The sequence below is a fragment of the Kineosporia sp. NBRC 101731 genome, from assembly GCF_030269305.1.
Lineage (GTDB): Bacteria > Actinomycetota > Actinomycetes > Actinomycetales > Kineosporiaceae > Kineosporia.
Genome location: NZ_BSTC01000001.1, coordinates 468,821 through 491,594 on the forward strand (window position 1 = coordinate 468,821; position 22,774 = coordinate 491,594).

The window sequence follows — 22,774 nt, forward strand, 5'->3', positions numbered from 1 at the left end:
TTTACCTGAGCAACTGCCGGAACGGCCGGGTGTTCGGGAAAGATGTCCGATATGCGTAGTCGCCTGGCCGGCCTCAGGGCTCTGCCGAACGATCTCTGGCAAGGAATTGCCCTGTGGGCCGCGATCTTCGGCGTCTTCGCCATCGGCCACGCCAGCGACCTCGTCAACGCCCGTCTCCAGGGGGACGAGTGGGCGTCCCCGGTCGTCGAGCTGGTCCTGGTGGCGCTCCTCCCGATCGAGGTCGCGGTGGTGATCCTGGTCGTGGCGCTGCGCCGCCCGGTGGTCGCCCTCGGTGTGGCCGTGGCCCCGGTCGAGGTCGTACTGGGGTGGGGGCTCCTGCTCGCCGATCAGGGCCCGATCGACGTCCCGAGCGTCAGGCCACCCCTCGCCACCCTGTGCGGCCTGATCGTCGTGATTTCGGCCCCCTGGCTGTGGTCGGCCCTGCCCCGAGCCCGGGCGACGCTGGCGGGGTTGCCGATGCAGCCGGACGAGGGCGCTGTCGCCGGATGAGCCGGGCTGGGCCCGGCAGAGCGGGCGGGCCGGCCGGGTTACCGATGGCCTGGCCGGACGGGTGTCAGTGGCGGCGCCAAGTCTTCTTGCTCGTCAACTGCGAAACTCGTTGGGGAGAAACCCCGAGCACGCGAGCCACTTCGAGCCCCGCAAGTCCGGAGTTCTTGAGCGCGTTCGCGGTATCCCGTATGGCTCGAGCCGCGACCTCCTGGGCGCGGTCCGCTTCGTCTCGTGCCTGCTTGGCTTCCTTGACCTTGGCAGCCATCCCGGGGCCGGGATCGATACTCACCAGCGAGACCAGGATGTTTTCGGCCGGGACACCTCGCATGAGGGATACGTAATCCGTGACCATCTCATCGACATCGCCCAGTGACTTCACCTGGGTCGTGCCGCCGTCGTCCAGGCGCAGAACCCACCATTTACCCTGCCGCTGAGCATGCACTTCGACGGTGATGTCGGCGCTCGTCATCCCAGCCACCCCTTCGGTCCACAAGCGATATCGGCTTCGATGCTGTCCACCACACCTGGCGAGATCTGCCGGTGCCGAGGAACTGCCGTTCGGTGTTTGTCGCTGCAGTCGCATAACCAAACCGTGTGCTTCCTGCCCTCGCGTAGTACTTCGCACCCAATGGCCCGCAAGGCGCGCTCAACGGCCCGCCTCTTCATCGGCGCTGTCACAGTCTAGTCCCCCTAGATACATTGATCTAGAGGGACTATAGCCAAGCTTGTCGACTAAGAGTAAATGGTCGGTTGCGCTACGAATTCACGGGGCTCCTCGCCACCGGTACTCGATCTCCGGGCGCCCGGCCCCGCCGTAACGGGAACCCCGATGGGCCAGGCCGGTTTCGACCAGATACTCGAGATATCGGCGGACCCCGACGCGGGACATACCCACAGCCTCCGCCGCCACCATGGCGGTGATGGCGCCGTCGCTCGAGCGCAAGGTGCCGATCACGCGTTCCAGGGAGTCGGCGCTCATGCCCTTCGGGAGTTGCTGTTCCGAGGATCCGCCGCGCAGGTCGCCGAGCATGCGATCTACCTCGCGTTGGTCGATCTCGTCGCCCGCGACCGAGGTGACCTGGGCGCGGAAGTCGGCGTAGCTGGTCAGGCGGTCGCGCAGGGTGGCGAAGGTGAAGGGTTTCAGCAGGTACTGGGCCACGCCGTTCGCCACGGCACCGCGCACGATGGCCAGGTCGCGGGCCGAGGTGACGGCGATGACGTCGGCATCCACGCCCCGGGCCCGCATGATCCGATGTACCTCGAGGCCGTGCAGGTCGGGCAGATTCATGTCCAGGAGCACGAGATCGACGCGCTGGTGCGTGACCTCGTGCAGGGCCGCGGCGCCGGTGCGGGCCACGCCGACGACGGAGAACCGGGGCAGGCGGCGCACGTACTCGGCGTGGGCACGGGCAGCGAGTTCGTCGTCCTCCACCACCAGGGTGCGGATCGGGGCGTCACTCATGTCAGGGGCAGCCTTACCTCGAAAACTGTTTCGCCGAGCGCATCGTCGCGGTACAACGAGATGGTGCCGGCATTCCGCTCGACCGCCTGGCGCACCAGCGCGAGCCCGAGGCCGCGGCCCGACCTGGTCTCGGTGCCGTTCAGACCGAACCGGGCACCGGCCTCGTCCACCTGCTTCGTCGACCAGCCGCGCTCGAAGATCCGTTCCGGGTCCGCCACCGGTGGCCCGGAGTTGGAAACCCGTAGCCGCAGTTCGGAGGTGCCCGCGTCGTCCTCAATTCTGGATGAATGGTGGACGTTCGCGGCCACCGCGACCCGACGCTCGCCGGCCGGCGTGGTCGGGTCGGAAAGGGTTGCCTCGAAAGCGTTGTCGATCAGATTGCCGAGCACGGTGAGAAGATCGCGGGAAGGGAGGACGCCGTCGGGCACCTCCAGGTCGGTGGGGAACTCCAGCCGGATGCCGCGTTCGGTGGCCTCGGCCGCCTTGCCCAGCAGGAGAGCAGCCACCACGGGTTCCTGGGCCTGCCCGATCACCCGGTCGGTGAGTTCCTGCACGTCGGCCAGCTCGGAGGTGGCGAACTCCAGGGCCCGGTCGGTCTCGCCCAGTTCGATCATGGTGATGACCGAGTGCAGCCGGTTCGCCGACTCGTGCGCCTGGGAGCGCAGCGACTCGGTCAGGCTCCGGGTCTGGCTGAGTTCGTCGGCCAGGGCCACCAGGTCGGTATGGTCGCGAAGGGTGACGACGCTGCCGAGGATGCGGCCGTTCCACCGGGCGGGGGACTGGCTGACCACGAGCACACCCTCGCGGGTCAGCTGCAGTTCGTCGACCTGGGTGTCGCCGCGGCTCATCGTCTCGCTCAGACTCGCGCTGAGGCTCTCGGGTAGGGGGAGGTCGGCCAGGCGCCGGCCGATCGCGGTCTGGTCGAGGTGGAGCAGGCGCATGGCCTCGTCGTTCATGAGCTGCAGGTGCCCGGCGGTGTCGACGATGAGCAGGCCCTCGCGCACGGCGTGCAGCACGCCCTCGTAGAACTCGAACATCTGCCGCAGCTCGGCCTGGCCCAGGCCCAGCGTCTGCTGTTTGAGCCGCCAGCCGAGACCGTAGGCAGCGCCGGCCCCGGCGATCAGCACCAGACCGCCCACGATGAACAGTGGGGGCAGCTGTCGCTGGGTCAGCTCGCCGACGTTGTCGATCGTGACGCCGACCGCGACCAGGGCGATCACCTGGTCACCGGCGTTCTTGATCGGTGCCACCGCGCGCACCGAGGGGCCGAGGGTGCCGGTGTAGGTCTCGGTGAAGGCCTGCCCGGCGCGCGCCTGCTCGGTGTGGCCGAGGAAGGGCTTTCCGATCAGCTCCGGGTTGGTGTGGGTGTAGCGGATGCCGGAGGGGGTCATCACCGTGATGAAGTCGGTGTTCGTGGCCTGCCGGAGTCGCTCGGTGTAGGGCTGGAGCTCGGCCGACGGATCGTCACCGGTCAGCGCGGACGTCACGCTCGGGGTGGTGGCGATGGTGCGCGCCAGGGCCAGCATCTCGTGGGCCGTGGCGTCGCGGACGCGATCGCGGGTCTGGACGTAGGCGGCCACCACCGTGGTGCCGACCAACAGCACGACGGCGGCCACGACGAGGCCGAAAGCCTGCCGGGCCACGCTCCAGTGCCTGGGGTCCATGGGCACAGTCTGCCGATCCCGGCCGGTTACTCAATGAACGAAAGCGCGACCAGCGCCGGATGGGCGGGCAACCTGCCCTGAGTGGCGCAGTTCACAGATGCGCCGGCGCACGACACCTCATTCGACGACGCAGGAGGCGGCCATGTCCGACACCCATGCACCCACCGCGCAGCAACCACCGCCCGTCAAGCGGGACCGCACGCACTTCCTCTACATCGCCGTGATCGCGGCCGTGGTGGCCGGCGCGATCGTCGGCCTGGTGTTCCCGGACCTCGGCAAGGAACTCAAGCCGCTGGGCACCGGTTTCGTGGCGCTGATCAAGATGATGATCTCGCCGATCATCTTCTGCACGATCGTTCTGGGTGTCGGCTCGATTCGCGAGGCGGCCAAGGTCGGCAAGGTGGGTGGCCTGACCCTCGCCTACTTCCTGACCATGTCGACCATCGCCCTGCTCGTCGGCCTGGTGGTCGGTAACTTCCTGCACCCGGGCTCCGGGCTCGACCTGAGCGGTCTGGAGGGTTCCGGCGCCGAGGCCGCCGGTGACACCGCGGCCGAGTCGACCACCGACTTCATCCTGGGCATCATCCCCACCACGATCGTCTCGGCCCTGACCGAGGGTGAGGTGCTCCAGACCCTGCTCGTGGCGTTGCTCGTGGGCTTCGCGGTGCAGCAGATGGGCTCAGCCGGTCAGTCGGTGCTGAACGCCGTGGGCGTCGTCCAGAAGCTCGTCTTCCGGATCCTCAGCATGATCATGTGGCTGGCGCCGGTCGGTGCCTTCGGAGCCATCGCCGCCGTGGTCGGCGCGACCGGTACGGACGCCCTGGTCAGCCTGGCCCGCATCATGATCGCCTTCTACATCACCTGTGCGATCTTCGTGTTCCTCTTCCTGGGCACCCTGCTCAAGGTCACCACCGGCATCAGCATCTTCTCGCTGCTGAAGTACCTGGGCCGCGAGTTCCTGCTGATCGTCTCCACCTCGTCGTCCGAGTCCGCCCTGCCGCGGCTCATTGCCAAGATGGAGCACCTGGGGATCTCGAAGCCAGTCGTCGGCATCACCGTGCCCACCGGCTACTCGTTCAACCTGGACGGCACGGCCATCTACCTGACCATGGCCTCGCTGTTCATCGCCGAAGCGCTGGGCGACCCGCTGAGCATCGGTGAGCAGTTCGCCCTGCTGGGCTTCATGATCATCGCCTCGAAGGGCGCCGCGGGCGTCACCGGCGCCGGCATCGCGACACTCGCCGGCGGTCTGCAGTCACACCGCCCCGACCTGGTCGACGGGGTCGGCCTGATCGTGGGCATCGACCGGTTCATGTCCGAGGCCCGCGCCGTCACCAACTTCGCCGGTAACGCCGTGGCCACGGTCATCATCGGTCACTGGGTCGGTGAGTTCGACAAGGAGACCGCGCTGCGTACCTTCCGCGGTGAGAATCCTTTCAACGAGCAGTCTCTCGTGGACGACCACGGCACCCCGTCGGTCCACGGTGGCGAAAATACCTCTGCCGTAGATATTTCGGCGAACGACCGGCCGGACCGGGTCGCCGTCTGAGGTCTTCCGCATCGAGGGGCCGGGGAGTCAAACCTCCCCGGTCCTTCCTCTTGGGGCACTCGTGTGACGCATGGGCCAAACGGTCCAGTTGAGCCCGGGGTGAAGGGCTGTTCTTTGGATTGCAGTGGAGCGTCCGGCTTGTCTGGTTCGTACCGTGCTGAGTATGGGACGCCAATTCAACTCGCCACCAGGCTGGCCGACCCCACCCGACGGCTGGGTTCCGCCGCGACGGTGGCAGCCCGATCCGCAGTGGCCCACCCCGCCGTTCGGGTGGCAGTACTTCGTCGAGGACCAGATGGAGGACGCCGATCACGACTCGGGTGGGTCCGGTTGGGGTCCGTCCGATGCGGACGAGGTCGCCCCGGCTCGGGTCCCACGGGGGTGGGCCCGATCCGACCTGGACGCATCGGTCGGGCTCGACGTCCCGGTCGATCCCTCGCGGTGGGCCGAACGCTCGGAGTGGCTACGCGAGGTCCAGGCCTCGGGTTTCTCCGATGACGGCTACCTGCCCGAACAGGACCTCGGCTCGCTGACCTGGGCCGCCTCGTCCTACGTGACCTCTGGCCCCAGCGACCCGTCGGACTGGCTGGACCGCTTCTACGGTTTTCCCGGCCAGGACGTGCCGCACCTCGACCTCGACCCGGCCGACCGCTCGTTCCGCCGCGGCCCCGCCCACGTCGCCGACGCCCCGGGCCGCTTCCGCGAGCCCGCCATGGGAGCGCACTGCTCCCCGAGGCTGCCCTGGTACACCAGGAAGGCCCTGATGGTGCCCATGGTCGTGCTGATCGGACTGGGTGGCTTAGGGCTGGGTCGCGGGGTGCTGGAGGCCGTGAACCCACTGGACGAGCAGGTGACGCTGGCCGACCCGCCGTTGCTGACCGGCCAGAAGGGTCCACACGGCCTGGTGAGCATGTCCGACGACACCCGGGCCACCACCAAGACCGGCGAGGGCAAGCTCAAGGCGGGAGTGAGCGCGACGACCGCACCCAGCGCGTCCCGGACCGATCAGAAGCCCGGGAAGAAGACGCCGGACAAGAACCCCACCACCACCGCCACGGCGCAGAAGCCGAGGGCGAACCGGGGCGACCGGACCCCGTCCTCGGGCACCGGCCTCACCCATCGTCCCGACTGGACGAGCAGTGGACGAGGGGACGAGGACGAGTCGAAGCCGGACCGGACCGACCGGGAGTGCGACCCGAACTACGCCCGGGCCTGCGTGCCCATCGCCATGGACGTGGACTGCGAGGGCAGCGGCGGCGACGGCCCGGCCTTCCTGAGCCGGCGGGCGCGCGTGGTGGGGGAGGACATCTACCGCCTGGACTCGAACGGGGACGGCTGGGCGTGCTGAGATTCGCCACGGAGGGTGACGAATGGGGATGGATCAGGTGGTCGCGCGGCCAGGCCGTTAACCGATTTCGTACTTCAGTCGAAGAACCGCTAAGGTAGATACCGCTCCCCAGGGAGCAAGCGCCCGTAGCTCAACGGATAGAGCATCTGACTACGGATCAGAAGGTTAGGGGTTCGAATCCCTTCGGGCGCACTCGTTGAGACAGCGACGAGAACGGCCCTGATCTGCGGAAACGCATTGATCGGGGTCGTTTTCGTTGGGCGGTGCTGGGCAGAGCACCCACAGCTTTCGAGGTGCACCTCTGACCGACCAGCTAGCTTCCACCGGGAGTTAGGGCGCTTACCCGTGACGTCGACAGTCCTGCGGCTTGTGGCGAAGGATCCGCGCGAGACGGACGGTCAGCGATTGAGGCCCTGTCGCAGAGCGCTTGAGTCGATGGCCTCGGATCGATCTCTGAGTGCATCAAGGCGCCGGCTTCGCGGTCGCAACCGCCGGGCTCAGCCCGGCGGATCACCCGCGTTGCCCTACGGAGCAGTGGGAACACGTGCTGCTCGCCTATCGGTGAAGCGCAGGGAGCCAAGCCGAGCCAATCACCCATATCTCGCGGCTCACCTTCTGATACCACGTCCTGACTCCCCATCAACCCCGCAGTCCCAGCGTGGTCCAGGTCTGTGCTCCGCACAGGCGCGTGCGGACGCAGGAGGTGGGGCGGGGCTCGAGTCGCAAGGACATCGGGGAACATTCGTGCGGTCACAGCGCACGGATCTTCCCCAGTCTGGTTGTGCCGACCGTAGCGGGTCGGTGTGCCATGGAACTTCTTACCCCGGCAACGTGTCCATGGCCCGGTCGAGCAGCACTTCGCGGGAAACTGCCCCGTCGCACGTGCGCCAGGTGTCGAGGGCGGCGTTCCAGCACTCCACGGCCGAGGCGACCAGGGCGCGGGGGCGGGGGTCCTGGTCGGCCGGCACCTCTCCGGGTAGCCGGGCGGCGACCACGGGACGCAGCAGTTTCTCCCACTCGTGCTGCTTCTCCCGGCGTCGCGTGCGCATCGTCGGGTTGGCCTCGAGCATCCGCTCGAAGTCCAGAGACTTCTGCGGGGCGTCGGCGTTGATCTGGAGCAGGACGTCGAACGAGCGGCGTAGCGAATGCCACGGCGGTTCCGTGGTGGGACGGGCGGAGAAGGCCTCGGCCAACTGGGGGCCGAGATCGGCGATCCAGGTGAGCACCACGTCTTCCTTGGTGCCGAAGTAGCGGAAGAACGTGGTGCGGGACAGCCCGGCCTCGGCGGCGATCTGCTCGACCGTGGTGTTGGTGCAGCCCTGCTCGGCGAACAGGCGCGTGGCGATGGTGCTGACCTCGTCGCGCATGGCCAGCCGGGTCCGGTCTCGCAGGGAGCGCTTTTCCGACGTCTCACTCACAAGCAGCAGCGTACCTGGTACCAACCTGCTACTCGGTACCACTTCGGGTTAGAGTCCCTGAAGTACTGACGTGCCGATGAGGTCGCGTCCCGAGAAACCAGAGCAAGGAAGAGACCGTGACGTCGGAATCCGTGAAGCTGTTCACCCCGGTCACCCTGGGCGCGCTGGAGCTGCGTAACCGCCTGGTGATGGCGCCGCTGACGCGCCAGCGCACCCAGGACGACGGGGTGCCGACCGATCTGCACGTCGAGTACTACCGCCAGCGCGCGTCCCTCGGCCTGATCATCACCGAGGGCACCTTCCCGATCCTGGAGGGGCGTACCTGGCTCGGGCAGCCCGGCATCGAGACTGCCGAGCAGATCGCGGGCTGGCGCCGGGTGGCCGACGCCGTGCACGCGGACGGCGGCTCCATCGTCATGCAGATCATGCACGGTGGGCGCATCTCGCACCCCGCGATCACCGGCACCGGTCGCACGGTCGCGCCCAGTGCGGTGGCCGCGCCGGGAGAGATCCGGATCACCGGCGGGGCCAAGGCCGAGCTGCCGGTGCCGACCGCCCTGACCCGGGACGAGATCCAGGGCATCGTCGACGGGTTCGTCACCGCGGCCCGCAACGCCATCGAGGCGGGTCTGGACGGTGTCGAGATCCACAGCGCCAACGGCTATCTCGTGCACCAGTTCCTCGGCCCGACCTCGAACCTCCGCACCGACGAGTACGGCGGCTCCCCGGCCAACCGCGCCCGGCTTCCCATCGAGATCCTCACCGCGGTCGCGGCTGCCATCGGTGCCGAGCGCACCGGTCTGCGCATCTCGCCGGAGCACAACATCCAGGGCGTCGTGGAGAGCGACTCCAACGACCTCTCCGCCACCTACACCGCCCTGGCCGAGGGCCTGGCGCCGCTGGGTCTCGCCTTCGTCGACATCCTGCACATCGACCCGGCCGGGGCACTCGTGCAGCAGTTCCGCAAGGTGGTGCAGACACCGGTCATCGTCAACACCGGCTTCTCGGTCAACACCACGCGCCAGGAGGCGATCTCCCACCTCGAGGAAGGGCTCGCCGAGGCCGTCGCCGTCGGCCGGGCCGTGATCGCCAACCCCGACCTGGTGGCCCGCTGGAGCCAGGACACCGGTGAGAACGCCCCGGACCCGAGCACCTTCTACACCCCCGGCGCGCACGGCTACACCGACTACCCCACCCTCGCCCAGAGCTGATCCACCGCAAAGGAACCACCATGAAAGCCGCTGTGTACTACGAGAACGGGGGCCCCGAGGTCCTGCGTTACGAAGACGTCCCGGACCCCACCCCCACCCCGGACGGGGTGCTGCTGCGGGTCGAGGCCGTGGGTGTGCAGGGCGGTGACCTGCTGCACCGGCAGCTGAGCCCGCTGCCGGCCACCCCGCACGTCGGGGGTTACCAGGCCGCGGGCACCATCATCGCCGTCGGATCGGAGGTGACCACCGTGAAGGAAGGCCAGAAGGCCGTCGCCATGGTCAATTCCGGCTCCCACGCCGAGCTGGTCGCGACGTCGGCGGGCAACGTCTTCATCGTGCCCGACGACATGGACCCGAAGATCGCCTCGGCCATCCCGGTCGAGTTCGCCACCGCCGACGACTGCCTCTTCGGCGTCGGCCGGCTGCAGGCCGGGGAGACCGTGCTGATCCAGGCCGCCGGCAGCGGCGTGGGCCTGGCCGCCGTGCAGCTGGCCAAGGCGGCCGGAGCCGCGGTCATCGGGACGGCCGGCAGCGACGACAAGCTGGCGCGCCTGAAGGAGTACGGCCTCGACCACGGCATCAACTACCGTACGGACGACGTGGTCGCGAAGATCAAGAGTCTCACCGACGGTCGTGGTGTCGACCTGGTGCTCGACCCGGTCGGCGGCCGCACCCTCGAGATCAGTGTCGCCTCCCTGGCCTTCCGCGGGCGGATCAGCTGGATCGGCAACGTGGCTCGCGACCCGGAACGGCCCCGGCTGGACGGCCTGATGGCCAAGAACGCCACACTCAACGGCGTTTTCCTGGGCGGGGCAAGGCCGTTCGAGGCTGAGCGGGTGCGCGGCGTGATCGAGCGCCTGATCGCCCGGATCGCCGCGGGTGAGCTGAAAGTCGTTCTGGACCGTACGTTCGCGCTGTCCGAGGCAGCCGAGGCCCACCGCTACATCGAGAGCCGGGCCTCCTTCGGCCGGGTGACCCTCGTTCCCTAGGCACCTTCTTGTTCGTGATCATGCAGAACCTCCCCGGGGAGGTTCTGCATGATCACGAATGTGAAGAAGGGGCAGGCGCTCAGAAGGCGACGAAAATCCCCAGAATCACCATGAAGAGCCCAGCCACAGCTGGAATGCGCCCGGCGGCCCCGGCTGCCTGGGCGGCGGCGCCGAGGAGAAGGAACACCACTCCGCCCCCGATCGTGTGTGAACCGAATACCCTTCGTGTACGTACGCATTCCGGTGCCGAAGGAGGTGGATGGGCCGGGCTTGACCCGAATTCCAGTTGCGCTTAAGACGGCCGCCCCTAGCGTGCTGGCCCGTCAGACCCATCCGAAGAGAAGGGCCAAGCATGCTCACCCTGAGAGCAAAGGCCGGAGTCCTGCTGGTCGGTGGTGTCGCCGCGACGGCGCTCGCCGCCGGCATCACGACCGCCGTGGTGTCACCCGCCCAGGCGACGCCCGCGGCCAAGCACCGTCCCCGGCCAACGGCCAGTGCCACAGCCACGGCCACAGCCACAGCGACAACTCAAGCGGCCCAGGACCTGGACTCGGCGGCGAAGAAGGAGATCGCGATGCAGCTGGTCTCCAGCGCCGAGAACTCCTCGCTGGACTGGAAGGCGCAGTACGGGTACATCGAGGACATCGACGACGGCCGCGGCTACACCGGCGGCATCATCGGGTTCACCTCGGGCACGCACGACATGCTCGAACTGGTCGAGCAGTACACCGCCGATCACCCGGTCAACGGCCTGGCGAAGTACCTGCCGGCGCTGCGCGCGGTGGACGGTACCGACTCGCACACCGGTCTCGGTAGTGGCTTCGTCACCGCCTGGACGGCGGAGGCCCAGGTCGTGGCCTTCCAGGAGGCCCAGAACAGTGAGCGGGACCGGGTCTACTTCGACCCGGCCGTGGCACAGGCCACGAAGGACGGCCTGCGGGCACTGGGTCAGTTCGCCTACTACGACGCCATGGTCATGCACGGCCCGGGCGACGATGCGGTGAGCTTCGGCGGCATCCGGGCCACCGCCCTGGAGAAGGCCAGGACCCCCGCCGCCGGTGGCGACGAAACCGCTTATCTAAATGCGTTTCTCGATGCCCGTAAGGCGGCGATGCAGACGGAGGAGGCGCACTCCGAAACCGGCCGCGTCGACACCATGCAGCGCAAGTTTCTGATCGAGGGCAACCTGGACCTCGATCCGCCGTTGCGGTGGACGGTGTACGAGGGCGACCCCACGTACGAGATTCTCTGAGTCACTGTCCCACCACGGGTTGCCCCCACCTGGATTCGGACGTATGCCCGAATTTAGGTGGGGCCCCAGTTGGGCTTAAGGCACGGTCCAAGATCATGCCGCCATGCAGAAAACCTCCACCCCGGGCGGTGGCCGGAGGGTTCCCTCCTGGCGCCTCGCGGTCCTGAGTCTCAGCGCGGTGGTTCTGGCCATTGCCGGCACCACCGTCGCGCTCCAGTCGGCGAATGCCGAACAGCCGACCGCTGCGGCCACCACGACCGAGACCGCCGCGAAGAGCACGACGAGCACGTCCACCACCGCTGAGGCGGCAGCCGAGAAGACGACTACCACCGCCGCGACCACCACCGCGGCCAAGGCGACCACGTCGTCCTCCGCCGAGACGACCGAGACGAACGAGACGACCGTGACCACCGCGGCGACCACGTGCACGCGCACGGCGTCGAAGACCGCGAAGACCCGGATCAGCAACATCAAGCTGCCGAACAAGGTGAAGGGTTACGGCGGCGAGGGTGACACCGAGGTGCTGCCGATGGCCATCGCCTCGGCGCCCAACGGCCGCTCCTGGCTGGCCTGGGTCAGCACGAACGACCGGGTCTACCTGCAGCAGCTCAGCTGCGCCGACAAGCTCATCGGCAAGGCCACCAGCTTCGCGGGCATCGACCTGCAAGACGTCTCGGCCGACGCCAAGGGTGGCGTGCTGCTGATCACCAAGAAGGGCAGCTGCGGCACCGGCCCGCTCTGCGGCGGCGCGTCCAGCCCCTGCAACACCATCCACATGATCCGGTTCAACACCAGCGGCAAGCAGGTCTGGGACCAGCAGGTCACGAACCTGACCAGCGCTCGCAAGGGCTACACCAGCGGCGCCCGCTTCGCCTGGTGGTACCAGCACCACGGCCGGCTGGCCTACGACGGCACGAACTACGCCGCCTACTTCGGCACCGCGATCACCGTGAAGAACGGCAACTGCGTCGACGTCCACGAGGGTGACCGCATGCAGGTGGTCAACAACGCCGGCAATATCGTCAAGAGCAAGAGTGTGGACGTCGGTTGCAGTCATGCGTGGACCTCGCGGATCATCTACGACCCGACGAAGAAGAAGTTCGTGATGGTCTGTGCCACGGACAACGACTGCCGCATCGCCCAACCGAATCCGTATCGAACGGTCGCGGCGAGCAAGTGTGACGGCACGCTGTTCGGTGGCGACCTGGTGCTGGCCGGCACGGGTTACTGGACGGCCTGGAGCCAGGGCAACGCGGTCAAGATCTCCCGCTTCACCACCGGCGCGGCCAACAAGACGGTGAAACCCGGCGTCGCGACCCAGCACCCGCACCTGGTGCGGTACAGCAAGAGCAAGATGCTGCTGACCTGGGGTTCCGGCACCAAGACCAAGGCCAAGGTGCTCAGCCGCTCGACCGGTGCCACCATCGGCTCGACGCTGACGATCAACGTGAAGGACCACGACTACATGTCCTTCAAGGAGTTCAAGGACGGCAGCGCGGCCTACGCGGCTGCCGGCGCCACCACGAACTACATCAAGATCGCTCGGGTCATGCCGATCTCCTGATCGTTCGGACACCAAAAAGCGCTCTCCCAGCCGTCCGCCCGCGGCTGGGAGAGCGCTTTCGGTTTGCTGAAGGGCTTACACGGCCCGGCGGTCCGCCCCGGAGACGGCGTCCTGGTCGGGGTCGGCCCGGCGGCTCGACACGATCAGGCTGGCCACGGTGGTGATGACCAGGGTGCCGATGATGACGGTGAGGGAGAGCCAGATCGGGATCTCGCCGTCGAAGGGGGCCCAGTCGGCCCAGTGGTAGGTGTGCATCGCGTGCAGCACGAGCTTCACGCCGATGAAGGCCAGGATCACCGAGAGGCCGAGCGACAGGTAGATGAGCTTCTGCAGCAGGCCACCGATGAGGAAGTACAGCTGGCGCAGGCCCATCAGCGCGAACACGTTCGCGGTGAAGACCAGGTACGGCTCTTCGGTGAGGCCGTAGATGGCGGGGATCGAGTCGAGGGCGAAGAGCAGGTCGGTGCTGCCCAGCGCGACGATCACGAAGAACATCGGGGTGATCATCCGCTTGCCGGCCTGCGAGACGGTCAGCGAACGGCCGTGGAACTCGTTCACCGAGGGAAGACGGCGCTTGACCAGGCGCATGAGCGCGTTGTCGACCGGTTCCTCGTCTTCGTCGTGCTTGCGGTACTCCTTCACCAGGTTGATCGCGGTGTAGATGAGGAATGCGCCGAAGATGAAGAAGACCCAGGAGAAGCGGCTGATCGCGGCCGCACCCACGGCGATGAAGATCGCCCGGAAGATCAGGGCGAGGATGATGCCGATCGTCAGGGCGTACTGCTGGAGGTGCCGCGGCACCGCGAGCTTGCCCATGATGATCAGGAAGATGAACAGGTTGTCGATCGACAGGCTGTACTCGGTCAGCCAGCCGGCGAAGAACTCGCCGGCGTAGCGCGAGCCGGCGGTGGCCCAGACGCCCAGACCGAAGACGATCGCCAGGGCGACGAACGTGGCCACGAAGGCCCCGGCCTCTTTCATGGACGGTTCGTGCACGTTCCGCCCGATGACGAACACGTCCAGGGCGAGTACGGCGACGAGGACCACCGAGGTGATGAGCCAGGTCGAGGTAGAGACGTCCATAGAGACGAGGGGCCTTCCGGTTCGCGGTGTGGTCAGGGCAGGGATGGGGCAACTGCAAGGCCCAACGCTGTCCGTACACAGGTGGTTCCGGGGAAGCACGCAGGGGCGTCCCAGGTCACACCGTCACACCGCGAACCGAAAGATGGTTGCTCGGAAAAACTATTGCAGGGTGACCCGGATCGCGCTCCAGGAGACCGCGGGGAGGGCCAGCCGGAGCTCACCGTCTTCCACCACCACTCCCTCGGCCGCCACCGGCACCACCCGATCCGGATCGTCCGCCGTGTTGGAGGCAGACAGATCATCGTCGGTGAGCGTCCACGCCTCGGCGACCGTGAACGTCCCCTGCTCGAAACTCCCCAGTGGCACCGACAGGGTGACCGCCTCGTCCTGAGACCGGTTCACCACGAACACACTGATCTCACCGGCCTCCTCGTCATGGGTGGCCACCGCGTCGATCACCGGCACCTCACCGAACCGGGCTGTCTCGTACACCGGCCCGTGCGGCTCCACCCGCAGCACCTTGCCCCGGGCCAGTCGGGAGGTGATCGCGAACGGATGGAAGATCGTCTGCCGCCAGGCCGGACCGTCCGGTTCACTGCGGATCGGCGCGATCACGTTGACCAGTTGTGCCTGGCAGGCCGCCGTGACCCGATCGCTGTGCCGGAGCAGGGAGATGAGCAGGTTACCCACCACCACGGCGTCGGTGACGTCGTACCGGTCTTCGATCACCCGCGGGGCGATCCGCCACTCCGACGACAGATTGCCCAGGCTTGCCTCGAAATCGCTTTGGCGCCAGACGTTCCACTCATCGAACGACACCATGATCCGCTTCTTGCTCTTCAGCTTGGCGCCCACGCTGTCCGCGGTGGCGACCACGCTGTCGACGAAGTGGTCCATGTCGACGGCCGAGGCCAGGAAACTCGCGACATCCCCGTTGAGCGGCTCGTAGTACGCGTGGGCCGAGATGTAGTCGACGGCGTCGTAGGTGTGCTCCAGCACCTCCGCCTCCCAGGCCGCGAACGTCGGCATGGACGAACTGGAACTGCCCACAGCGACCAGCTCGAGGTCCGCGTCGGCCGAGCGCAGGGCCCGGGCGGTCTCGGCCGCGAGCCGGCCGTACTCCGCCGCGGTCTTGTGCCCGGTCTGCCAGGGACCGTCGAGTTCGTTGCCCAGGCAGAACATCCGGATCCCGTACGGCTTCTCGCTGCCGTTGGCCCGCCGCAGCTCGGCGAGGTGGGTGCGGTCGGGCTGGTTGATGTACTCGTGTGCGTCGAGAGCCTCCTGCACACCCCGGGTGCCCAGGTTCAGCGCGTACATCACCTCCACCCCGGCCTTGTCCGCCCACTTCACGAACTCGTCGATGCCGACCTCGTTCGTCTCCAGGCTGTGCCAGGCGAGATCTCTTCGGACCGGGCGCTCCGAGACCGGGCCGATGCCGTCTTCCCAGCGGTAACCGGAGACGAAATTGCCTCCGGGATAACGCACCAGGGAGACCCCGAGTTCACGGGTGAGGGCCAGCACGTCTTCCCGGAAGCCGTCACCGTCTGCCGTCGGATGGCCCGGCTCGTAGATGCCGGTGTAGACGCAGCGGCCCATGTGCTCGACGAACGAGCCGAACGTGCGACGGGAGACGGGAGCGACAGTGAAGGCCGGATCGAGCCGGAACGAGGCGGAGAGCACAGGTTTTCTCCCGTTGTGTAGCCGAGTCAGGGTCACTTGAGGCTTCCCACCGTCAGGCCGCCCTGCCAGTAACGCTGCAGGGTCAGGAAGGCGAGCACGAGCGGGAGGACCGAGACCAGTGAACCGACGATGATGAGGTTCCAGAGTGACTGCCCGCCACCGTTGTTGGAGGCGGCCAGTTGTTCCCACAGGCCGATGCCGACGGTCAGCGGGTACAGCTTGGAGCTGGAGAGCATGGTCAGGGGCAGGAAATAGTTGTTCCAGGTGGCGACGACGCTCAGCAGCATCACGGTGACCACCCCCGGGCGCATCAGGGGCAGCGCGACCTGCAGGAAGATCCGCAGCTCACCGGCCCCGTCGATACGCGCGGCGTCGACCAGTTCCTCGGGGATCGACCCGGCCGTGTAGACCCGCATCAGGTACACCGCGAACGGGCTGAGCAGCGACGGCAGGATCACCGCCCAGATGGTGTCGGTGAGCCCGGCGTTCGACATCATCACGAACGTCGGGATCACCAGGGCGGTGAGCGGAACCATGACCGACCCGAGCACCGCCGCGAAAACCAGGTTGCGTCCGGTGAACCGGTACATCGCGAAGCCGTAGCCGGCGAGTACCGAGACGATCGTGCACCCGATCCCGCCGACCCCGGCGTAGAGCACCGAGTTCCACAGCCAGCGCAGGTATTCGCCGTTGTTGTAGGTGAACAGGTCGCCCAGGTTGCCGAACAGGTGGAACCCGTCGAACCAGAGCGCACCGGATCCGGAGAACAGACCCTGCGCGTTCTTCGTGCTGGCCACCAGCAGCCACCAGACCGGCAGCAGGAAGTAGCAGACCAGGGCCAGCAGAATGAGTTTCGCACCGACGTGACGAGGCTTGCTCATGTGAACAGCCCTCCTCGCTTACGGGTGGCGAAGGTGAAGATCGCCACCGCCAGGAACACCACGAACCCGAGCGAGAACGAGATGGCCGAGGCGTAGTTGAACTGCGCGTACCGGAAGGCCAGGTTGAACGCGTAGATGTTCGGCGTGAACTCCGGTGTCACCGAGCCGTTCGCGATCGGGCTGACGATCTGCGGTTCGGTGAAGAACTGCAGGGTGCCGATCAGCGAGAAGATCAGGATCAGCACGAGTGCCGACGTGACCAGCGGAACCTTGATCCGCAGGGCGATCTGCCGGGCGTTGGCGCCGTCGAGCCGCGCCGCCTCGTAGAGCGAGGAGTCGATGCTCTTCAGGGCCGCGTAGATGATGATCATGTAGTAGCCGGACCACTGCCAGGTGACGATGTTCAGCAGACCGTAGAAGATGTTGCCCTGACTGAGCAGGAACGGTGCCTGCACGTTGAACAACGAGGCGATCTGCTCCATCGGGCCGAAGCTCGGGCTGTAGAGGAAGCCCCACATCAGGGCTCCGATCACAGCCGGCACGGCGTACGGCAGGAAGATCATCAGCCGGCTGAAACTGGCCAGCCGACCGGTGATCTCGTCCAGCAGCAGGGCGGCGACCAGCGCCACCCCGATCTGCAGCGGGATCACCACCAGGCTGAACCGGACCACCAGCCAGAGGCCCTTGCGGAACGCCGGGTCACTGAACGCCCGGGTGTAGTTGTCGAACCCGGCGAAGGTGGTGCCGGTGGCCAGGCCCTTGGTGTAAAGGCTCAGGTATCCGGCGTAGAGCAGAGGCGCCACCAGGAAGGTCAGGAAGACCACCAGGAAGGGCAGGACGAACAGCCAGCCGATCTGGTCCCGGCGAAAGCGTCTACGTTTGGACGATGTGGGCACCCGGGTAGCCGGGGAGCCTTTCGCGGTGATGACGGTCATCGCACGGTGAAACCTTGGCTCTTGGCGTACTCCACGAGCTGCTTCTGCAGATCGGCCGCCGCCTGGTCACCGGTGGTCTCGCCGGCGAAGAGCTTCACCAGCTGGGCCTGTAGCTGAGCGTAGTAGTAGACCGTGAAGGGGCTGTACGTGGCGCCGGCGTAGGCGTTCTCGGCCGGGACGTAGATGTCCTTGTTCGCGGTCTGGCCGCCGAAGAATTCCACCTTGGCGTTGACGAACTCGTCCGACTTCAGCACGTTCTGGTTCAGCGGGAAGATGGTCTGGGTCTTCCAGCCGTCTTCCAGCGAGTCGTCGTCGGCGTAGAGCCCCATCGCCACCTCGGCCGCGGCGGCCTTGTCCTTGGCCTGCGAGGTGACCGCGAAGGTCGAGCCGCCCCAGTTCACCGAGACCGGGTTGCTCTCGTCCCACTGCGGCAGTTCCGCGACCGCGAACTGGCCGGCGTCCTCACCCTCGCCCACGCCCTGGCCCGTCAGGTAACCGGGCGCCCAGGCGGCCGAGACATAGGTGGCGTACTTGCCACCGACCACACCGGAGATGTAGTCGGTGGTGAACTGGTCCTCCTTGCCGACCAGGCCTTTCTTCACCAGGTCACCCCAGTAATTGAGGACGTCCTTGGTCGCCTGGTCGTCCAGCTTGATGCCGATGTTCAGCTTGTCGGTGAGGTCGTACTGGAAGGGCTGTGCGCCCTTCTGGATCATCAGTGCGGTGACCAGCGCCTGCACGTTGCTGCCGATGTCCCCGAAGGCCGGACCACCCGCGTCCTTCAGTTTCTGGGCCGCCTCGGCGTACTCCGCCCAGGTCTTGGGCGGCTCGATGTCGTACTTGTCGAAGATGTCCTTGCGATAGATCATGGCCATCGGGCCGCCGTCGATCGGGATCGCATAGACCGCGCCGCCCTGCGACACGTCCTTCCAGGCGCCCTCGCTGAAGTTGCCCTTCACCTTGTCGGCGCCGAGCGGTGCAAGATCCACCAGAGCGTCCTGGATCTCGAAGCCGGTGAGCTGCTCGGCCTCGAGCATGATCACGTCCGGCGCGCCCTTCTTGGCCGCGATCGCGGTCTGGAACTTGTCGTACTGGGGTTGGCCCTGACCCGCGTTCGACCAGCACACCTGCACGTCGGTGTGCTGGTTGTTGAAGTTGTCCACGACCCTGGCCATGTTCGGGTACCAGGCCCAGACCGAGACCTGCTTGGCGTCGGCGTGAACGATCTTGTTGGTGCACTTGGTGGACGAGGCGGACGAACCGCCGTCACTTCCACCTCCGCACGCGGTCAGGCCGATCGTGGCGATCAGGCCGGTGACGATGACTGATGGTTTGCCGAAGCGCATGTCGATGCCTCCTTTGGTCATGACATGGGGTGGTGCCGCCTGGGACTACGTAAAGTCACGCATGGGGCAGTTGGCCCGGGCCGGTGAGGGCTTCCGGGCTGCGTGTGTCTTATGTGGTCCAAGTCCCATTGCAGCGCTGCAAAGGAGTATGCCCGCGCCATATCGGGGTGACAAGGGTTGATCTGACGGAAATACGATGGGCGGTGCGGGTGCGTGGGCCCCGCCTAGGTGAGAGGGTGCCCATGAAAGAGGCAACACTGCGTGACGTAGCCGATGTGGCCGGGGTGTCCCCGCGCACGGTGTCGAACGTGGTCAACGGCTACGCCCGCGTCACCGAGTCGACCCGGCTGAAGGTGGAGCAGGCCATCGCCCAGCTCGGCTACCGGCCCAACGTGCTGGCCCGGCACCTGGCCACCGGCCGGTCGGGTCAGATCGTCGTCGTGGTGCCCTACATCGACACGCCGTACTTCGCCGAGCTGTTGCAGGCCATCATCCCGGCGGCCCGGCAGGCCGGCTACAACGTGCTCATCGACCAGTCCGACGGTGACCGCGAGCACGAAGGTCAGCTGATCGGAACGCATTCGCACCGCAGCCTGTTCGACGGCATGATCTACAGCCCATTGGGTCTTTCCCAGCAAGACCTTTCGAATCGTGACCCGGCACTTCCCCTGGTCGTGATCGGAGAACGCACGTCTGCGGCCAATTTCGACCATGTCGGCATCGACGACGTGGCGGCCTCGACCGAGGCGGTGCGGCACCTGATCTCACTGGGGCGTCGTCGCATCGCCGCGATCGGCGACCAGCCCTACCCGACGGGCGAGGCGGCGCAGCGGCGCACGGCGGGTTTTCGGGCCGCTCACGCCGAGGCCGGTCTGGAGGTCGACGAATCGCTGATCGTCGGGACCCCGCGCTTCAACCGGGTGGACGGCGCCGATGCCATGAAAGCCCTTCTGATGCTGGATAACCCGCCGGATGCGGTGTTCTGTTACAGCGATCTGGTGGCGTCGGGGGCGATCCACACCGCTCTCGCGCGCGGGTTTCGGGTGCCGGAAGACATCGCGGTGATCGGGTACGACGACATCGAAGACGGCCGCTACAACCGGCCCACGATCAGCACCATCTCCCCGGACAAACGCGAGATCGCCCGGCTGGCGGTGGAGCGACTGGTGATCCGGATCGGCAGCAAAGAACCGGTGCCCGGCGTCGATCTGAAGGCGGGATACCGGTTGGTGGCGAGAGAGAGCACCACGGGGGGTCACATTGATCAGTAAAGTCACGATGGCGGCAATCTGTGGACGAGGCGCTACAGCCCACTCCCGAACTGGACCGCCCCGCCGACCGACTGGGCACCCCCGGTCGGCTGGCGGCCCGACCCGTCCTGGCCCCCGCCCCCGGAGAACTGGCAGCTGTGGCTCCCGGACAACCCGGAGGCATCGTGGCTGGAATCGCTGTCGGACGGTGAGCCCTCACGGTCGGCCCAGGTGGAAGGGATAACCTCAACTTTCACCCCAAAGTCCGCGTCTGCCCCAAGGCGGCCGTTTTGTCCGATGGTGTAAGTATGCGTGCAGGGTCCGACAGTCTTGAATTCGGCGCCGGTCCAAAGCACGGAAGTGGTCTGCCACCAGGTGGCAGACCACTTCCGTAGGCTTTATCGGTCGTTCCTACTCCGGCACCCGCCGGTACGCACCGTCCGAGGCTGCGGTGGCCATGGAGGCGTAGGCGCGCAGAGCGGCCGAGACCGGGCGCCGGCGGTCGGTCGGGGAGTAGGGCTTGTCGCGCTTCTCCTGGGCCGTACGGCGCTGGTCGAGCACGAGTTCGTCGACGTCCAGCGAGATCTGGCGGTTCGGGATGTCGATGGAGATCGGGTCGCCGTCTTCGACCAGGGCGATCAGGCCGCCACCGGCCGCCTCGGGCGAGATGTGGCCGATGGAAAGGCCACTCGTGCCACCGGAAAAGCGGCCGTCGGTGATGAGGGCGCATTTCTGGCCCAGGCCGCGGCCTTTCAGGAACGACGTGGGGTAGAGCATCTCCTGCATGCCCGGGCCGCCCTTGGGGCCCTCGTAGCGGATGACGACGACGTCGCCCTCGACGACCTTCTTGCCGAGGATGCCGTCGACGGCCGCTTCCTGGCTCTCGAAGACGATGGCCCTGCCGGTGAACTTCCAGACCGCCTCGGGCACCCCGGCGGTCTTGACCACGCAACCGTCGGGAGCCAGGTTGCCGAAGAGGATGGCCAGGCCACCGTCGACCGTGTAGGCGTGCTCGATGTCGCGGATGCAGCCCTCGGTCGCGTCGGTGTCGAGCGAGCTCCACTCGTTCTGGGTGGAGAACGGCTCGACCGTGCGCACGCCACCGGGCGCGGCCTTGAACAGCTCCAGAGCCCTCGGTGAGGGCGAGCCACCGCGGATGTCCCACTCGTCGAGCCAGGTCTTCATGTCCGCGCTGTGCACCGGCTTCACGTCGGTGTGCAGCAGTCCGCCACGGTTCAGCTCACCGAGGATGGCGGGGATGCCGCCGGCCCGGTGCACGTCTTCCATGTGGAACTTCGGCGAGTTCGGCGCGACCTTGGACAGGCAGGGCACCTTGCGGGAGATCGCGTCGATGTCGGAGACGGTGAAGTCCATCTCGGCCTCGCGGGCGGCGGCCAGCAGGTGCAGCACCGTGTTGGTCGAACCGCCCATCGCCACGTCCAGGGCCACGGCGTTCTCGAAGGACGAGCGGCTGGCCACGTTGCGCGGCAGCACGGACTCGTCGTCCTTGCCGTAGTAGCGGTTGGCCAGGTCGACGACCACGGTGCCGGCGTCCTTGAACAGCTGGCGCCGGGCCTCGTGGGTGGCCAGCGTGGAACCGTTGCCGGGCAGCGACAGGCCCATCGCCTCGGTCAGGCAGTTCATCGAGTTGGCAGTGAACATGCCCGAGCAGGAACCGCAGGTGGGGCAGGCCGAGCGCTCGATCACGTCGAGCTGGTCGTCGCTGATGTTCGGGTCGGCGGCCGCGACCATGGCGTCGACCAGGTCGAGCTTGGAGTGCACGATGCCCTCGATGGCCGTGGTCTTGCCGGCCTCCATCGGGCCACCGGAGACGAACACGGTGGGGATGTTGAGGCGCAGGGCCGCAAGCAGCATGCCCGGAGTGATCTTGTCGCAGTTGGAGATGCAGACCAGGGCGTCGGCGCAGTGCGCGTTGACCATGTACTCGACCGCGTCGGCGATCAGCTCACGGCTGGGCAGTGAGTAGAGCATGCCGCCGTGGCCCATCGCGATGCCGTCGTCCACGGCGATGGTGTTGAACTCCTTGGAGACCGCCCCGGCCTCCTGGATCGACTCCGCGACGATCTGGCCCACGTTACGAAGGTGCACGTGGCCGGGCACGAACTCGGTGAACGAGTTGGCGATGGCCACGATCGGCTTGCCGAAGTCGTTGTCGGTCATACCGGTCGCACGCCAGAGCGCCCGCGCTCCCGCCATGTTGCGACCGCTGGTCGAGGTGGCCGACCGGAGCTGTGTCATGGGTGAAAGTCTTCTCTCATGCGTCTACGGTCGCGCGGTCCCGGGGCAGGGCCGTAGCAGCGACCAGATGTCGATGGACGCACGGTGAGGCCCGGGTCGGCCACGTGCGTCAGCGCCCGGTGCTGGAGGACGGTCGCTTCTGGCGACACATCGATGGTAACTCGGGTTACGCCGAGGTATTCCTCGGGCCAGAACGATCGGTCCGTCTTCTCGACTTCACAGCATCTCCAAGGGTCCGGGCGACGCGGCGCGACGTGCCGCGAGGGTCGCCCTCTGCTAAGAAATGTGCAGAAAAACGTGTCATCTGCGGAAGATCGTGAGGGAATACGTCAAGAACGGCACCGTGGCTTGTGGCGTTACCTACCGTTTGGGT

Annotated in this window: 18 protein-coding genes and 1 tRNA gene; 9 read left to right on the forward strand and 10 right to left on the reverse strand. The window is 67.0% G+C overall.

The annotated features are described in order from the left end of the window. The first annotated feature begins 51 nt into the window (after window positions 1–51). Entirely contained in the window at window positions 52–510 is a 459-nt protein-coding gene (locus QSK05_RS01965) for a hypothetical protein (protein WP_285593252.1), read from the forward strand. A gap of 64 nt (window positions 511–574) precedes the next feature. On the opposite strand, the gene QSK05_RS01970 is transcribed toward QSK05_RS01965, so the two are convergent. From QSK05_RS01970 to QSK05_RS01980, 3 genes are all read right to left on the reverse strand, one after another. Beyond that, window positions 575–979 carry a hypothetical protein gene (locus QSK05_RS01970; protein ID WP_285593254.1) on the reverse strand — a complete coding sequence of 135 codons (405 nt, stop codon included), beginning with the start codon at window positions 977–979 and terminating at the stop codon, window positions 575–577. A gap of 294 nt (window positions 980–1,273) precedes the next feature. Beyond that, entirely contained in the window at window positions 1,274–1,972 is a 699-nt protein-coding gene (locus QSK05_RS01975) for a response regulator (protein ID WP_285593256.1), read from the reverse strand. After that, the gene (locus QSK05_RS01980) at window positions 1,969–3,636 is read right to left on the reverse strand and encodes a sensor histidine kinase (RefSeq protein WP_285593258.1); all 1,668 of its coding nucleotides are present in this window, start codon (window positions 3,634–3,636) and stop codon (window positions 1,969–1,971) included. The genes QSK05_RS01975 and QSK05_RS01980 overlap by 4 nt, the downstream gene beginning before the upstream one ends. A gap of 142 nt (window positions 3,637–3,778) precedes the next feature. Between QSK05_RS01980 and QSK05_RS01985 the strand changes: the two genes are divergently transcribed. From QSK05_RS01985 to QSK05_RS01995, 3 genes are all read left to right on the forward strand, one after another. Then, on the forward strand, window positions 3,779–5,185 hold the full coding sequence (locus QSK05_RS01985) for a cation:dicarboxylate symporter family transporter (protein WP_285593260.1): 1,407 nt from the start codon (window positions 3,779–3,781) through the stop codon (window positions 5,183–5,185). 163 nt (window positions 5,186–5,348) lie between these two features. Beyond that, window positions 5,349–6,533, forward strand: coding sequence for a hypothetical protein (locus QSK05_RS01990; RefSeq protein ID WP_285593262.1), 1,185 nt, complete (start codon window positions 5,349–5,351; stop codon window positions 6,531–6,533). A 119-nt stretch (window positions 6,534–6,652) separates the two neighbouring features. After that, a tRNA-Arg gene (locus QSK05_RS01995) sits at window positions 6,653–6,725 on the forward strand. Between the two features lie 626 nt (window positions 6,726–7,351). On the opposite strand, the gene QSK05_RS02000 is transcribed toward QSK05_RS01995, so the two are convergent. Beyond that, window positions 7,352–7,951, reverse strand: a complete 600-nt coding sequence (locus tag QSK05_RS02000) for a TetR/AcrR family transcriptional regulator (protein WP_285593264.1) — start codon at window positions 7,949–7,951, stop codon at window positions 7,352–7,354. A gap of 131 nt (window positions 7,952–8,082) precedes the next feature. Here QSK05_RS02000 and QSK05_RS02005 point away from each other — a divergent pair, with 131 nt between their 5' ends. The 4 genes from QSK05_RS02005 to QSK05_RS02020 all read left to right on the forward strand — a co-directional run bounded on the left by QSK05_RS02005 (window position 8,083) and on the right by QSK05_RS02020 (window position 12,967). Next, a complete protein-coding gene (locus QSK05_RS02005) occupies window positions 8,083–9,162 on the forward strand; it encodes an alkene reductase (protein ID WP_352300203.1) in 1,080 nt (359 codons plus the stop codon). Between the two features lie 20 nt (window positions 9,163–9,182). Next, entirely contained in the window at window positions 9,183–10,151 is a 969-nt protein-coding gene (locus QSK05_RS02010; protein ID WP_285593268.1) for a quinone oxidoreductase family protein, read from the forward strand. A gap of 352 nt (window positions 10,152–10,503) precedes the next feature. Next, a complete protein-coding gene (locus QSK05_RS02015) occupies window positions 10,504–11,403 on the forward strand; it encodes a chitosanase (RefSeq protein ID WP_285593270.1) in 900 nt (299 codons plus the stop codon). A gap of 103 nt (window positions 11,404–11,506) precedes the next feature. Further along, a complete protein-coding gene (locus tag QSK05_RS02020; protein ID WP_285593272.1) occupies window positions 11,507–12,967 on the forward strand; it encodes a hypothetical protein in 1,461 nt (486 codons plus the stop codon). A gap of 75 nt (window positions 12,968–13,042) precedes the next feature. On the opposite strand, the gene QSK05_RS02025 is transcribed toward QSK05_RS02020, so the two are convergent. The 5 genes from QSK05_RS02025 to QSK05_RS02045 form a co-directional block, all read right to left on the reverse strand. Then, a complete protein-coding gene (locus QSK05_RS02025) occupies window positions 13,043–14,050 on the reverse strand; it encodes a TerC family protein (RefSeq protein ID WP_285593274.1) in 1,008 nt (335 codons plus the stop codon). A gap of 159 nt (window positions 14,051–14,209) precedes the next feature. Beyond that, entirely contained in the window at window positions 14,210–15,730 is a 1,521-nt protein-coding gene (gene arfA, locus QSK05_RS02030; protein WP_285593276.1) for an arabinosylfuranosidase ArfA, read from the reverse strand. Between the two features lie 32 nt (window positions 15,731–15,762). Beyond that, window positions 15,763–16,611 (reverse strand): carbohydrate ABC transporter permease, encoded by an 849-nt coding sequence (locus tag QSK05_RS02035; protein ID WP_285593277.1) that lies wholly within the window; start codon window positions 16,609–16,611, stop codon window positions 15,763–15,765. After that, window positions 16,608–17,546 (reverse strand): carbohydrate ABC transporter permease, encoded by a 939-nt coding sequence (locus QSK05_RS02040; protein ID WP_285593279.1) that lies wholly within the window; start codon window positions 17,544–17,546, stop codon window positions 16,608–16,610. The genes QSK05_RS02035 and QSK05_RS02040 overlap by 4 nt, the downstream gene beginning before the upstream one ends. Continuing rightward, on the reverse strand, window positions 17,543–18,892 hold the full coding sequence (locus QSK05_RS02045) for an extracellular solute-binding protein (RefSeq protein ID WP_285593281.1): 1,350 nt from the start codon (window positions 18,890–18,892) through the stop codon (window positions 17,543–17,545). The genes QSK05_RS02040 and QSK05_RS02045 overlap by 4 nt, the downstream gene beginning before the upstream one ends. Window positions 18,893–19,134: 242 nt before the next feature. Between QSK05_RS02045 and QSK05_RS02050 the strand changes: the two genes are divergently transcribed. Continuing rightward, window positions 19,135–20,163 carry a LacI family DNA-binding transcriptional regulator gene (locus tag QSK05_RS02050; RefSeq protein WP_285593283.1) on the forward strand — a complete coding sequence of 343 codons (1,029 nt, stop codon included), beginning with the start codon at window positions 19,135–19,137 and terminating at the stop codon, window positions 20,161–20,163. A 390-nt stretch (window positions 20,164–20,553) separates the two neighbouring features. Here the strand turns inward: QSK05_RS02050 and ilvD are convergent, their stop codons facing one another. Further along, the gene (ilvD, locus tag QSK05_RS02055) at window positions 20,554–22,401 is read right to left on the reverse strand and encodes a dihydroxy-acid dehydratase (RefSeq protein WP_285593286.1); all 1,848 of its coding nucleotides are present in this window, start codon (window positions 22,399–22,401) and stop codon (window positions 20,554–20,556) included. Window positions 22,402–22,774: the final 373 nt, after the last annotated feature.